This is a genomic window from Marinobacter alkaliphilus (assembly GCF_055394375.1).
This window is the reverse complement of sequence record NZ_AP043751.1, coordinates 3,259,791-3,272,352: the sequence shown is the minus strand read 5'-3', so window position 1 is coordinate 3,272,352 and position 12,562 is coordinate 3,259,791. Positions and strand designations below refer to the sequence as shown.

Below are 12,562 nucleotides of genomic sequence, written 5' to 3'. Positions count from 1 at the left end.
CGACACTCCGGAAGATCGGCGCTGGATGGCCAGGGCACTGGAACTCGCCGCCCAGGCCGGGGCAGCCGGTGAAGTGCCGGTTGGCGCCATTGTTGTTCTGGATGGCAGGGAGGTTGGGGCGGGCTTCAATGCCCCGATTTCCCATTGCGACCCGACCGCCCATGCGGAAATCAGAGCCCTGCGGGATGCTGCGGCTCGGGTGGGGAACTACCGGTTGGCGGGTGCTACGATGTATGTAACCCTGGAGCCCTGCACCATGTGTGTGGGAGCCATTGTCCACGGTCGTATCAGCCGGTTAGTGTATGGTGCCGCTGAGCCCAAAGCGGGTGCCGTCGAGTCGGCCAGAAGAACCCTTGAAGAGCCGCATCTGAACTGGCGGGTAGAGGTTTGCGGGGGCGTGATGGCCGAACCGTGCGGTCGGGTGATCTCCGAATTTTTCAGCCGGCGCCGTCGGGAAATCCGGCAGCGCCGCCAACAACACTCAGGGAAGGGAAGCACAGACTCATGAAAGTTCTTGTTACCGGCGGTGCCGGATATATCGGCAGCCACGTTGTGCGTCAGTTGGCAGCAGCGGGCCACGACATTATGGTGTTTGATAACCTCTCTACCGGCTATCGCTGGGCGGTAACCGCCGGGGAGCTGGTGGAAGCCGATCTGGCGGATGAAGACGCGATAGAAGCCGTATTTTCCGCCCACAAGTTTGAAGCGGTGCTGCACTTTGCAGCGAACATCGTGGTGCCGGAGTCTGTCGCCAATCCCCTCAAGTACTACAGTAATAACACCCGTAACACTCTGAATCTGCTGAAAGCGGTTGAGCGCCACCAGGTGCCGTATATGGTGTTTTCTTCCACCGCGGCGGTCTACGGCATGCCAGAGGAAACGGTGCTGACAGAAGACCTGCCGCTGGCACCCATCAATCCCTATGGCGCCTCCAAGATGATGAGCGAGCGGATGATGATGGACCTGGCTGCGGCCAGTAACCTTAACTACGTTATCCTGCGCTACTTCAATGTGGCCGGCGCTAATCCGGAGGGACTGCTGGGGCAGGCAACGCCGGAGGCGACGCACCTGATCAAAGTGGCCTGCGAATGTGTGACCGGTCAGCGCGATGGTATGAGTGTATTCGGCACTGACTACGAAACCCGCGATGGCACCTGTATCCGCGACTATATCCATGTTGAAGACCTGGCAAAGGCCCACGTGATGGCGCTGGATTACATGGTCCGGGGTGGCGAGTCTCAGGTGCTCAACTGTGGTTACGGCCGCGGCTTTACCGTGCGAGAAGTCATTGATGTGGTCAAGGCGGAATCCGGTGTCGATTTTCCGGTGACAGAAACTGGCCGCCGTGCCGGCGACCCGGCAGCATTGATGGCCGACAACACGCGAATCAAGAATGTTCTGGGCTGGCAGCCGGATTACGATGACCTCAATACCATCGTGCGTACCGCTCTGGCCTGGGAAGCGGTCTGGCAGAAGAAAAAAGCTTCCCGATAACCTCTTCAAGCAACTAATTTCAGGAACAACTGGATGAAAATTACGATTTTTGGAACCGGATACGTGGGCCTGGTAACAGGTGCCTGTCTTGCGGATGTTGGTCACGATGTGCTTTGTATGGATGTGGATCAGGGCAAGATCGAGAAACTGAAGAACGGCAAGATTCCGATTTACGAGCCAGGCCTCGATAGCATCGTTAAGCACACCGTGGAAGCCGGTCGCCTGTCGTTTACCACCGACACCGAACAGGCTGTCAAACATGGCACCCTTCAATTTATTGCCGTGGGCACACCGCCGGACGAAGACGGCTCTGCCGATCTGCAATACGTGCTCGCGGTGGCGAAATCCATCGGTCAGTACATGGATGACTATAAGGTGGTTGTCGACAAGTCCACCGTACCCGTGGGCACCGGTGACAAGGTAAAGGCAGCGGTACGCGCGCAGCTCGACAAGCGCGGCCTGGAGCTGGATTTCGACGTGGTATCCAACCCGGAATTCCTGAAAGAAGGCGCCGCCATCAACGACTTTATGAAGCCGGACCGCATTGTGGTGGGTACCGACAGCGAACAGGCGGCGGAGCTGTTGCGGGAGGTTTACTACCCGTTCAACCGCAACCACGACCGGATGATCTTTATGGATATCCGTTCGGCGGAACTCACCAAATACGCTGCCAACTCCATGCTGGCCACCAAGATCAGCTTCATGAACGAAATGTCCAACCTGGCCGAGCGCCTGGGTGCCGACATCGAAGCGGTACGCCGGGGCATTGGTTCCGACCCCCGTATTGGCTACCACTTCATCTACCCTGGCTGCGGCTATGGTGGCTCCTGTTTCCCGAAAGACGTTCAGGCCCTGGCCCGGACCGCCGGTGATTGCGATTACGAAGCCAAGTTGCTGAATGCAGTAGAAGCCGTTAACTACGCTCAGAAACACGTGCTGTTCGACAAGATCAGCCACTTCTTCCAAGGCGATCTCAAAGGTAAGGTCGTAGCTCTTTGGGGCTTGGCCTTCAAGCCGAACACCGACGACATGCGTGAAGCCTCCTCGCGGACGCTGATGGAAGATCTCTGGAAGGTCGGCGCCACCGTGCAGGCCTTTGACCCGGAAGCCATGGAAGAAACCCAGCGCATCTACGGTGACCACGAAGGCCTGACCCTGTGTGGCACCAAAGAGCAGGCCCTCAAAGGTGCCGATGTGCTGGCCATCTGTACCGAGTGGAAGGAATTCCGTTCGCCGGACTTCGACCTGATTGCCGGCGCCCTGAAGCAGCCAGCGGTGTTTGACGGTCGAAACCTGTACGAACCGGAAATTCTCGAGCGCCATGGTCTGGTTTACTACGCCATTGGCCGCGGCCGTAACCAGTTTCATTCTGCTGGTTGATCGAGAGGGCTGGTGATGTTTCAGCTACACGAAAGGCTCGCGGCAGATACCCATCACCTGGGTTACAGCCGCCTGTGCGAAATCCTGTTGATGAACGACAGCACCTGGCCCTGGATCATCCTGGTGCCGGCGGTGCCGGACATCCGGGAAATCTACCAGCTGAACCATAAGCAACAGGTGCGGTTGCTGGAGGAGTCCTCTACGCTTGGCCAGGGCATGATGGAGCTTTTCGGTGGCGACAAGATGAATGTGGCGGCGCTGGGTAACATGGTGCCGCAGCTTCATTTGCACCACATCGTACGCTTTGAAGGTGACCCCGCGTGGCCCGGTCCTGTGTGGGGTAAGCAGCCTCCTGTGCCGTACACAGGGGAGGAGCTGGAAGAGATTCGTGCCAGGTTAAAGCCCCTGCTGCAATCCCTGGCCTGAATCGGGCTCCGGTTATTCCTGGCCCTTCTGCCATTGCGCCAGGGTTTGGGAGCCTACCAGAATCATTCGCAGCTCGGTTTTGAGCTTGGCTTTCAGTTCGTCCCGCTCCTTCGGCGTGGCGTCCAGTGCTTCTGCACCTTGATTGAACACCAGGGTGACCATGGATTCAGCCACCAGCCTGGTATCCGCCAGAGGCTTGTTCTGTTCATCCGCAAACCGCCCAAGGTCATCTGCCAGTTCCGTTACGAAGTGATCGATCTCGGCCTTGACGGCGGTTCGGAACGGTTTTGATACCCCGGTGCGTTCGCGCAGCATCAGGCGGAACAGGTTGGAGTTGTTACCCAGATACTCCATAAACGTATCTACGGATGTGGAAATGGCGCTGCCGTCCCGGGCAATTCGCTTGCGCGCCTGGCGCATTAACCGTCGTAGCGCAACACCGCCTTCATCGACCAGTGCCAGGCCCAGTTCATCCAGCTCGGAGAAATGCCGGTAGAAGGAGGTGGGGGCAATGCCCGCTTCCCGGGCAACCTCGCGTAAACTCAGGCTGCCAAAGCCCCGATCCGCACTCAGTTGTGCCAGGGCGGCATCCATCAAAGCCCGTCGGGTTTTCAGTTTCTGTTCCGCTCTGGTGGCCAACGTCTTACTCCATGGTCCGCTCAAACCATGCATTCTAGCCCCCGGTTTTTTGATAGTCATCCCGGCGTTCAATATCCTGTCCCAATTCTCTTCCGGGACGCCTGATTTTCAATGTCATTGTGTTTATAATGGGCGGCTTTTCGGCTATGGTCGCTGACATTTGCGGGCGGCCTCAAAAATGCTGCAAGCAAGCTGATGGGGATGGCTTTCCGAAGCACGCTGTGAATACATCCATGTACGCTCGGCTCCGCCATCCATGGCTCCGCACGGTTTCGGAAAGCCATCCCCATCAGCTTGCCCAGACGCTTTTATTAAACGCGAACACATTCAGACACAACGGGAACCGATATGCGCAGTCATTATTGCGGTGGGATCAACGAATCCCACATCGATCAGGAAGTCACTCTCTGCGGATGGGTACACCGCCGCCGTGACCACGGTGGGGTTATCTTCCTGGATCTGCGAGATCGGGATGGCATGTCTCAGGTGGTTGTTGATCCCGACACCCCAGAGAGCTTTGCTCTGGCAGAAAAAGTGCGTAGCGAATTCGTTGTCAAGGTTACCGGCCACGTGCGTCGGCGCCCCGCCGGTACCGAAAACAACAATATGCCGACCGGCCAGGTTGAGCTGCTGGGTAAGGAAGTCGTGATCCTGAACGCCGCCGCCACACCGCCGTTCCCGCTGGATGAGCACGTGGATGTGGGCGAAGACGTTCGTCTGCGCTATCGCTTCATCGATTTGCGCCGCCCGGAAATGATCAACCGCCTGCGTTTCCGTTCCCGGGTAACCAGTTACATCCGCAACTTCCTGGATAGTCGCGGCTTCATGGACGTGGAAACACCGATCCTGACCCGCGCCACCCCCGAAGGCGCCCGTGATTATCTGGTGCCCAGCCGTACCCACGAAGGTTCCTTCTTCGCGCTGCCCCAGTCGCCGCAGCTGTTCAAGCAAATGCTGATGGTGTCGGGCGTTGACCGCTACTACCAGATCGCCAAGTGCTTCCGCGACGAAGATCTGCGGGCAGACCGTCAGCCGGAGTTCACGCAGGTTGATATCGAGGCCTCTTTCATTGATGAAGAGACCCTGATGAAGCTGAACGAAGACATGATCCGGGCGCTGTTCAAAGACGTGCTGGATGTCGAGCTGCCGGAATTCCCGCGCATGCCGTATTCCGAGGCCATGCAGCGTTACGGCAGCGATAAGCCGGATCTGCGTATTCCGCTGGAACTGCAAGACGTGAACGACCTGGTGGAAGGCGTGGACTTCAAGGTCTTTGCCGGCCCCGCGAAGGATCCGAAAGGCCGTGTTGCAGCCTTGCGTGTGCCGAAGGGCGGTGCGCTGACCCGTAAGCAGATTGACGATTACACCAAGTTTGTCGGCATATACGGTGCCAAGGGCCTGGCCTACATCAAGGTGAACGAACTGGCCAAGGGCGTGGAAGGCCTCCAGTCGCCGATTATTAAGTTCCTGGGCGACGACGTGGCCATGGCCATCATGGAGCGCGTTGCGGCGGAAGATGGCGACATCGTGTTTTTCGGTGCTGACAAGACCACCGTGGTCAACGAAGCCCTGGGAGCGCTGCGCATCAAAGTCGGCCATGACCTCGACATGCTCACCTGCGAGTGGGCACCGATGTGGGTTGTCGACTTTCCGATGTTCGAAGAACTGCCAGACGGCAGCCTCACCGCTATTCACCATCCGTTCACTGCGCCCTCCTGCAGTCCGGACGAGCTGGCGGCCGATCCGGCCAATGCGTTGTCCCGCGCTTACGACATGGTGCTGAACGGCACCGAGCTGGGCGGTGGTTCTATCCGTATCCATGACGGCAAAATGCAGGAAACGGTGTTTCGCATCCTCGGTATCGAAGAAGAGGAAGCTCGCGCCAAGTTTGGCTTCCTGCTGGATGCCCTGAAGTTCGGTTGCCCGCCGCACGGTGGCCTGGCCTTTGGCCTGGATCGGCTGGTGATGCTGATGACCGGTTCGTCGTCCATCCGGGATGTCATCGCCTTCCCGAAAACCCAGAGCGCCACCTGTCTGATGACCCAGGCGCCGGGTGCGGTAGACGAAAAGCAGCTGAAAGAACTGCACATTCGCCTGCGTCGCTCAGCCAAAGCGGTTGAAGGCAACAAAGCCGAAGACAACGAGTGATACACAAGCCTGGAGGTTGCCCGTGGCGCCTCCGGGTTGAGTGCTTTTGCTCAAGCTATCTCTGAGGGCGTGTGGATGGCCATCATCCTGGGTGTAGACCCTGGCTCACGAATCACCGGCTACGGCATCATTCGTGCGGAAGGCCGCCAGATCGAGTACATCGACAGCGGCTGTATCCGGGTGGGTGAAAAGCCCATGGCGGAACGCCTGCAAACTATTTTCCATAGCCTTGCTGTGTTGATTGGTGAGTACCGCCCGGAAGAGTTCGCCATTGAACAGGTGTTCATGGCCCGGAACCCGGATTCAGCCCTTAAGCTGGGGCAGGCCAGGGGCGCGGCGATTGTCAGTGCTGCCAACAGCGGCCTGGCTGTCCATGAATATTCCGCTCGCCAGGTCAAACAGGCGGTGGTTGGTAGCGGTGGCGCTGACAAATCCCAGGTTCAGCATATGGTCCAGGCACTGCTGGGTTTGTCCCGCAAGCCCCAGGCAGATGCGGCGGATGCCCTGGCGATCGCACTGTGTCATGCCCACATGAACCAGAGCATACTGAAGCTCGCCGGCACCGGTGGCAAAGCGCGAAGCGGGCGGGTTCGGCAACAATAACAGGCTCAGACAAGCCCCAGGAGGCCTGCATTGATCGGTAGAATCCGAGGCATATTGATAGAGAAGGCCCCCGGCCACGCACTGGTGGAGTGCTCCGGTTTGGGTTATGAAGTCGACATTCCCTACACCACCTTCTTTCACCTGCCGGAAACCGGGCAGGAAGTTACCTTACACACGCATTTTGCGGTCAGAGAAGACGCCCAGAGCCTGTATGGCTTTGCCTCCCGGCTGGATCGCAATCTTTTCCGGCTGCTGATCAAGGTCAATGGCGTTGGCCCTAAACTGGCTGTTGGCATACTGTCCGGCCTGGATGCCCAACAGTTTATACGCTGTGTTGAGGCCCGCGATGTCAGCGCCCTGGTGAAGCTGCCGGGGGTCGGCAAGAAAACTGCCGAGCGACTCCTGATTGATATGACTGACCGCATTGGCCAACTGGAAGGGCAGTTCACCCCGACGGTACCGGGTTCAGCAACTCCGGGCGGCTCCACAACAGCGCCGGCGGCAAGCCACGACGCGAGAGACGAGGCCGAGGCCGCGCTGATTGCCCTGGGCTACAAGCCCCAGGAAGCCGCCAAGGCCATTAGTAAGGTGGCTGAGCCCGACATGACCAGCGAAGCGCTGATTCGTCTGGCCTTGCGAAATATGATCCCGGCCGGGTAGTGGATTCACTGCCTGGCCTTTTTTGTGTCGCCCCATGACACCAATGTGTATAGAGCGTAACGTGACTCCAACAATGCCCTTTGTACAATTGGGGCAACTTGAACGTCAGGCCAAAGCTTTGGGCACGTTGTTTATTCCCAGCAAGCGGATAATGCCATGATTGAATCTGACCGACTGATCTCGGCAAAGGCCGGTGAATACGAGGAAGTGCATGATCGGGCCATTCGCCCGACATTGCTGTCTGAGTATGTGGGCCAGCCGACGGTTCGCGAGCAGATGGAAATCTTTATCTCCGCTGCCCGGGGCCGCCAGGAAGCGTTGGACCATGTGCTGATCTTCGGCCCCCCAGGCCTTGGTAAGACTACGTTGGCAAACATTATTGCCAACGAGATGGGGGTGTCGATCAAGACCACCTCTGGCCCGGTACTGGAGAAAGCCGGCGACCTGGCCGCCATGCTGACCAATCTCGAAGAAGGCGATGTACTGTTTATCGACGAGATTCATCGCCTGAGCGCGGCGGTTGAAGAAGTACTGTATCCGGCGATGGAAGATTATCAGCTGGACATCATGATCGGCGAAGGTCCGGCGGCCCGATCCATCAAACTGGATTTGCCCCCGTTCACCCTGGTGGGCGCTACAACCAGGGCGGGTTTGCTGACATCGCCACTGCGAGACCGCTTTGGCATTGTTCAGCGTCTGGAGTTCTACAACACCCAGGACCTCACGCACATCATTCTCCGGTCGGCACGGCTGTCTTCGGTGACCATCGATGAACAGGGGGCATTCGAGATAGCCCGCCGTTCCCGGGGTACACCACGAATTGCCAACCGCCTGCTGCGGCGGGTGAGGGATTTTGCCGAGGTTCGCTCAGACGGCCACATCACTGCCGACATTGCCGACCAGGCTCTGAACATGCTGAAAGTGGACGACCAGGGCTTTGACCACATGGACCGCCGCCTGTTGCTGGCCATGATCGAAAAGTTTGATGGCGGCCCGGTGGGTGTGGAAAGCCTGGCTGCGGCCATCAGTGAAGAGCGGGGGACCATCGAGGACGTGCTGGAGCCGTTCCTGATTCAGCAGGGTTTTATGGTGCGAACGCCCCGGGGGCGAATGGTGACTTCCAGTGCCTACCGCCATTTTGGCGTGGTGGCCCCGAAATCCGGTGCTGAGGACGACCTCTTTGAATGAAAACGCTACGAAAGAACGCTTTGAACTGCCCATCCGGGTGTATATAGAAGATACAGACGCGGGTGGTATCGTCTTTCATGCCAAGTATCTTCACTACATGGAGCGGGCCAGAACCGAGTGGGTACGCAGCCACGGTGTTGGTTTGAGGGCCGGCCTGGAAGACAACACAAGTTACGTGGTTCAGCGCATGAGCCTGCACTATAAGGTGCCGGCCAAACTGGACGACCAGCTACTGGTTACTGCGGAGCCCACAGCGTCGTCCCGGGTGTGGATGAACTTCAGGCAGCGGGTGTTCAGAGCGGCAGACCTGCAGTTATTGTGCGAAGCCGATGTGCGGGTTGCCTGCATCGCACTGGATACCGGCAAGCCCAAGAGGTTGCCCGAGAACATGCAAGAGATTCTAAAGAATTCAATTTAATTTATTGAAAAGCATACAAACTTAGTTGGGAGTGCACAGTGGAAGCGGAACTTTCAGTCTGGTATCTGATTGCCAATGCCGGGGTTTTGGTGCAGTTGGTCATGCTGTTGCTGGTGTTGGCATCGGTGGTGTCCTGGGCTTTGATTTTTCAACGCATTCAGGTGTTCCGGAAGGCCAAGCAGGCGCAGTTGGCGTTTGAGGAGCGTTTCTGGTCCGGTATGGACCTCGGGCAGCTTTACAAAGAGGTGAATGCAGACCCGACGCCGTTTTCCGGCATGGAATCCGTATTCCGGGCTGGTTTCAAGGAGTTTTCCCGTCTGCGCCAGCAAAGTCGCGATGCCGACGCCGTCATGGAAGGCACCCAGCGGGCCATGCGGGTTGCCTTTTCCCGGGAGCAGGAGCGTCTGGAGACCCATCTTCCGTTCCTGGCAACCGTGGGTTCAACCAGTCCGTATGTGGGTTTGTTCGGTACCGTGTGGGGCATCATGAACTCCTTCCGGGGTCTGGCTCAGGTGCAGCAGGCAACGCTTGCCACGGTGGCCCCGGGTATATCGGAGGCGCTGATTGCAACGGCCATGGGTCTGTTTGCAGCGATTCCGGCCGTTATTGCTTATAACCGGTTCTCTGCCATGTCGGATGCGTTGCTGAAGAACTATGAAACCTTTGCCGAGGAGTTTTCCAGCATTCTGCATCGCCGAGTCCATAATAATGACCAGGCGGCCTGATGGCACTCGTCGATAACGGGAGGAAAACGGCATGAGCGGCATGAAAGGTATGGGCTTGATGCCCCAGCAAAAGCGCAAGCCGATGTCTGAGATAAATGTGGTGCCCTACATCGACGTGATGCTGGTACTGCTCATTATTTTCATGGTGACAGCTCCAATGTTGACTCAGGGCGTAAAGGTGGATTTGCCCCAAACGACATCAGACCCGATTCAGCAAGACAAAGATGTTGAATCCATTACCGTCTCGGTAGACGCCAACGGCGCCTATTACATGGATATCGGCGACCGAAGCAGCGACCCGATGACGCTGGCCGAGGTGCGTGAACAGGTGGCCAATATTCTGTCACAGCGCACCAATGGCGAAGTGCTGGTGCGTGGTGACGAGTTCGTGGAGTACGGCGTAGTGGTTCGGCTAATGGCTGAGCTTCAGGCTGCAGGCGCAACCGGGGTTGGCTTGATAACCGACGCACCTCAGGAAAGGCCGTAACAGGGTGGCATTATTGTTGTGAAGGGTCACGAACGGGAAACCATCAGTACCGATACGGCTCCGATGAAATCGCCGGTGCTTATGTCTGTGGCATTGCACCTGTTAATTGTCGGGATTGCGCTGGCTGGCTGGTCCTGGACATCGCCGATATCTGAGCCTGAGCCCAGAACCATTTCTGCGCGGCTGGTCAGCCCGGAACCCCGGCCGAGCCCGGTGGTGGATGAGCAGGATCAGCGGGATCGCGAGCAGGAGCGTCGCCAGCAACAGGAGCGTGAGCGCCAGCAGCAGGAAGCAGAGCGCCGTCGACAGCAGGAAGAGCAGGCCCGGCGGGAAGCCGAACGGCAGGCTCAGGAACAGGCGCGGCAGCGGGAAGAAGAGCGCAAGCGCCAGGAAGCTCAGGCTCGTGAACGGGCCGAGCAGCAGGCACGGGAACAGGAGGCTGCGCGCCAGAAAGCGGAGGCAGAGGCCAAAGAGCGCGAGCGCCAGCGCGCTGAAGAAGAGCGCAAACGGCAGGAAGAGGCAAAGCGCAAAGCCGAGGAAGAGAAACGTCGCCAGGAAGAGCGTCGCCGGCAGGAAGAAGCTGAACGTAAACGGCAAGAAGAGGCTGCGCGCCAGGAAGCGGAACGCAAACGCCAGGAAGCCGAGCGTAGATTGAGAGAGCAGCAACTCGAAGCCCTGGCCGAAGAATCCCGCCGAGAGCGGGAGGCGGAAGCCCGGCGCCAGCAGGAGGCCGCTGCGGCCCGTGCCCGTGAAGCGCAGATGCTGTCAGAAAGCGAAAAGTACCAGGCACTTATACGTGAGCGTTTGAGCCAGGCTTGGTACCCGCCGTCGTCGGCGACGGAAGATATGACGGCCAGAGTTCAGATAACGCTGCTGCCGACCGGGGAACTGGTTAACGCCCGTCTGGTCAGCAGTAGCGGGAACACGGCATTTGATAACTCGGCGTTGGGTGCAGTCCGGTCGTTGAACCGGTATCCGATTCCTTCAGATCGGGATACGTTTGAGCGTTATTTCCGACAGTTTACTATTGAATTCAATCCGCAACGGTTGCGGTGAGGCCTATGACATTGAACGCACATGACTCATATCGTCAGGGATTTCCCTTTACCACGGCGCTGGCAGCACTGGTTGTTCTAATGCTGCTGGCCGGTCAGGCGAGGGCAGAGCTGCTGATTCGCATCACCGAAGGTGCCGACGCCGCGATACCGATTGCGGTGGTGCCGTTTGCCGAAAGCGGTTCCATGCCGGCGGGCGACAAAGTCAGCACCATCGTGCAGGCAGACCTGACCATGAGCGGTGAGTTTCGCCCGCTTGAGCCGTCCCGGATGCTGAGTCTGCCTTCACAGCGCTCGGAAGTATATTTCCGGGACTGGCGTCTGCTGGGGCAGCGCTATGTTTTGGTGGGGCAGTTGACCCGTTCAGGCGACCGTATCGAAGCAAGGTACGAGCTGTTTGATGTTAACCGGGAGGAACGTATTCTCGGCGAAACCGCAGGCGCACCGGCCAGTAACATTCGGACCCTCGGTCACCACATCAGTGATCGGGTGTACGAGGCTATTACCGGGGATCCGGGGGTGTTCTCGACCAAGCTTGCCTATGTCACGGTGACCGGAGACGGCGATAACGCCCGCTATCGTTTGCACGTCAGCGATGTAGACGGAAAGCGCTCAAGAATCCGCCTTGAAAGCCGCGAGCCCATTTTGTCTCCCGCCTGGTCTCCGGACGGCAAGCAGCTAGCCTATGTGTCTTTTGAAACCGGCAAGCCTGTGGTGTTTGTTCATGAACTGGCCAGTGGAAACCGCAAGAAGGTGGCGGATTTTCCTGGTCTGAACTCGGCACCCGCTTGGTCACCGGATGGCAAGTCCATGCTGCTGACTCTGTCCAAAGACGGTAACGCAGAGATCTACCGGCTTGATATTGCCTCAGGCAACCTGACCCGGATGACCAACCATTGGGCCATCGACACTGAGGGTGCCTGGGATCACACCGGCCGGGGAATCTATTTCACGTCAGACCGTTCAGGCGGCCCCCAGATCTACCATATGGAAAGAGCGGGTGCCGAACCAAGGCGCATTACCTTTGGCAGCCGATACAACGCCCGCCCAAGACCGGATGCCAAAGGCGAGTACGTGTATTACGTGCATCAAAGGGAGAGGGCGTTCCATATCGCCCGCACGAACCTGAAAAACGGGGAAGAATCTGTCATTACCCGAACCGAATCGGATGAATCACCGAGCGTTTCACCAAATGGACGCTTGTTGATTTATGCCACACAGCAAAACGGTACCAGCGTGCTCACGGTTGTCTCGGCAAATGGCGGGGCGGCGTACAGCCTGCCGGCATCAGACGGTGATGTCCGTGAGCCCGCCTGGGGCCCTATCGTTCGCTGAACAC

At 58.2% G+C, this 12,562-nt stretch carries 14 protein-coding genes; 13 read left to right on the top strand and 1 reads right to left on the bottom strand.

The window, feature by feature from the left end; genetic code table 11:
• The first annotated feature begins 25 nt into the window (after window positions 1-25).
• From tadA to ACZ5Q2_RS14940, 4 genes are read left to right on the top strand one after another with little or no spacing between them, the layout of a single operon-like run.
• Window positions 26-508 (top strand): tRNA adenosine(34) deaminase TadA, encoded by a 483-nt coding sequence (gene tadA / locus ACZ5Q2_RS14955; RefSeq protein WP_061331168.1) that lies wholly within the window; start codon window positions 26-28, stop codon window positions 506-508.
• Complete coding sequence (gene galE / locus ACZ5Q2_RS14950; protein ID WP_432209936.1) at window positions 505-1,494, top strand: UDP-glucose 4-epimerase GalE; 990 nt, start codon at window positions 505-507, stop codon at window positions 1,492-1,494. Before tadA ends, galE begins: the two co-directional genes overlap by 4 nt.
• Before the next feature lie 33 nt (window positions 1,495-1,527).
• On the top strand, window positions 1,528-2,874 hold the full coding sequence (locus ACZ5Q2_RS14945; protein ID WP_432209937.1) for a UDP-glucose dehydrogenase family protein: 1,347 nt from the start codon (window positions 1,528-1,530) through the stop codon (window positions 2,872-2,874).
• 15 nt (window positions 2,875-2,889) lie between these two features.
• Window positions 2,890-3,300 (top strand): HIT domain-containing protein, encoded by a 411-nt coding sequence (locus tag ACZ5Q2_RS14940; RefSeq protein WP_152437982.1) that lies wholly within the window; start codon window positions 2,890-2,892, stop codon window positions 3,298-3,300.
• Between the two features lie 12 nt (window positions 3,301-3,312).
• Here ACZ5Q2_RS14940 and fabR read toward each other — a convergent pair whose 3' ends face one another.
• The gene (gene fabR, locus ACZ5Q2_RS14935) at window positions 3,313-3,939 is read right to left on the bottom strand and encodes an HTH-type transcriptional repressor FabR (protein ID WP_432209938.1); all 627 of its coding nucleotides are present in this window, start codon (window positions 3,937-3,939) and stop codon (window positions 3,313-3,315) included.
• A 348-nt stretch (window positions 3,940-4,287) separates the two neighbouring features.
• Here fabR and aspS point away from each other — a divergent pair, with 348 nt between their 5' ends.
• The 9 genes from aspS to tolB all read left to right on the top strand — a co-directional run bounded on the left by aspS (window position 4,288) and on the right by tolB (window position 12,558).
• Window positions 4,288-6,087, top strand: coding sequence for an aspartate--tRNA ligase (gene aspS, locus ACZ5Q2_RS14930; protein WP_432209939.1), 1,800 nt, complete (start codon window positions 4,288-4,290; stop codon window positions 6,085-6,087).
• Window positions 6,088-6,162: 75 nt separating this feature from the next.
• The gene (ruvC, locus tag ACZ5Q2_RS14925; RefSeq protein WP_061331024.1) at window positions 6,163-6,690 is read left to right on the top strand and encodes a crossover junction endodeoxyribonuclease RuvC; all 528 of its coding nucleotides are present in this window, start codon (window positions 6,163-6,165) and stop codon (window positions 6,688-6,690) included.
• 30 nt (window positions 6,691-6,720) lie between these two features.
• Window positions 6,721-7,350: a Holliday junction branch migration protein RuvA gene (gene ruvA, locus ACZ5Q2_RS14920; RefSeq protein WP_061331025.1), complete on the top strand. Its 630-nt coding sequence runs from the start codon at window positions 6,721-6,723 to the stop codon at window positions 7,348-7,350.
• Window positions 7,351-7,506: 156 nt separating this feature from the next.
• A complete protein-coding gene (ruvB, locus tag ACZ5Q2_RS14915; protein WP_061331026.1) occupies window positions 7,507-8,538 on the top strand; it encodes a Holliday junction branch migration DNA helicase RuvB in 1,032 nt (343 codons plus the stop codon).
• The gene (gene ybgC, locus ACZ5Q2_RS14910; RefSeq protein WP_061331027.1) at window positions 8,531-8,956 is read left to right on the top strand and encodes a tol-pal system-associated acyl-CoA thioesterase; all 426 of its coding nucleotides are present in this window, start codon (window positions 8,531-8,533) and stop codon (window positions 8,954-8,956) included. The genes ruvB and ybgC overlap by 8 nt, the downstream gene beginning before the upstream one ends.
• Before the next feature lie 101 nt (window positions 8,957-9,057).
• On the top strand, window positions 9,058-9,681 hold the full coding sequence (gene tolQ / locus ACZ5Q2_RS14905) for a protein TolQ (RefSeq protein ID WP_230712744.1): 624 nt from the start codon (window positions 9,058-9,060) through the stop codon (window positions 9,679-9,681).
• Window positions 9,682-9,721: 40 nt separating this feature from the next.
• Window positions 9,722-10,168, top strand: coding sequence for a protein TolR (gene tolR, locus ACZ5Q2_RS14900; protein ID WP_058089873.1), 447 nt, complete (start codon window positions 9,722-9,724; stop codon window positions 10,166-10,168).
• 63 nt (window positions 10,169-10,231) lie between these two features.
• A complete protein-coding gene (tolA, locus tag ACZ5Q2_RS14895) occupies window positions 10,232-11,224 on the top strand; it encodes a cell envelope integrity protein TolA (RefSeq protein WP_269063655.1) in 993 nt (330 codons plus the stop codon).
• 5 nt (window positions 11,225-11,229) lie between these two features.
• On the top strand, window positions 11,230-12,558 hold the full coding sequence (gene tolB, locus ACZ5Q2_RS14890) for a Tol-Pal system beta propeller repeat protein TolB (protein ID WP_058089594.1): 1,329 nt from the start codon (window positions 11,230-11,232) through the stop codon (window positions 12,556-12,558).
• Window positions 12,559-12,562: the final 4 nt, after the last annotated feature.

What these genes read in the sequence shown, in the direction of transcription:
- tadA (WP_061331168.1), top strand. Translation starts at nt 26, where the DNA reads ATGGCCAGGGCACTGGAACTCGCCGCCCAGGCCGGGGCAGCCGGTGAA.
- galE (WP_432209936.1), top strand. Translation starts at nt 505, where the DNA reads ATGAAAGTTCTTGTTACCGGCGGTGCCGGATATATCGGCAGCCACGTT.
- ACZ5Q2_RS14945 (WP_432209937.1), top strand. Translation starts at nt 1,528, where the DNA reads ATGAAAATTACGATTTTTGGAACCGGATACGTGGGCCTGGTAACAGGT.
- ACZ5Q2_RS14940 (WP_152437982.1), top strand. Translation starts at nt 2,890, where the DNA reads ATGTTTCAGCTACACGAAAGGCTCGCGGCAGATACCCATCACCTGGGT.
- aspS (WP_432209939.1), top strand. Translation starts at nt 4,288, where the DNA reads ATGCGCAGTCATTATTGCGGTGGGATCAACGAATCCCACATCGATCAG.
- ruvC (WP_061331024.1), top strand. Translation starts at nt 6,163, where the DNA reads ATGGCCATCATCCTGGGTGTAGACCCTGGCTCACGAATCACCGGCTAC.
- ruvB (WP_061331026.1), top strand. Translation starts at nt 7,507, where the DNA reads ATGATTGAATCTGACCGACTGATCTCGGCAAAGGCCGGTGAATACGAG.
- tolQ (WP_230712744.1), top strand. Translation starts at nt 9,058, where the DNA reads ATGCTGTTGCTGGTGTTGGCATCGGTGGTGTCCTGGGCTTTGATTTTT.
- tolR (WP_058089873.1), top strand. Translation starts at nt 9,722, where the DNA reads ATGAAAGGTATGGGCTTGATGCCCCAGCAAAAGCGCAAGCCGATGTCT.
- tolA (WP_269063655.1), top strand. Translation starts at nt 10,232, where the DNA reads ATGAAATCGCCGGTGCTTATGTCTGTGGCATTGCACCTGTTAATTGTC.
- tolB (WP_058089594.1), top strand. Translation starts at nt 11,230, where the DNA reads ATGACATTGAACGCACATGACTCATATCGTCAGGGATTTCCCTTTACC.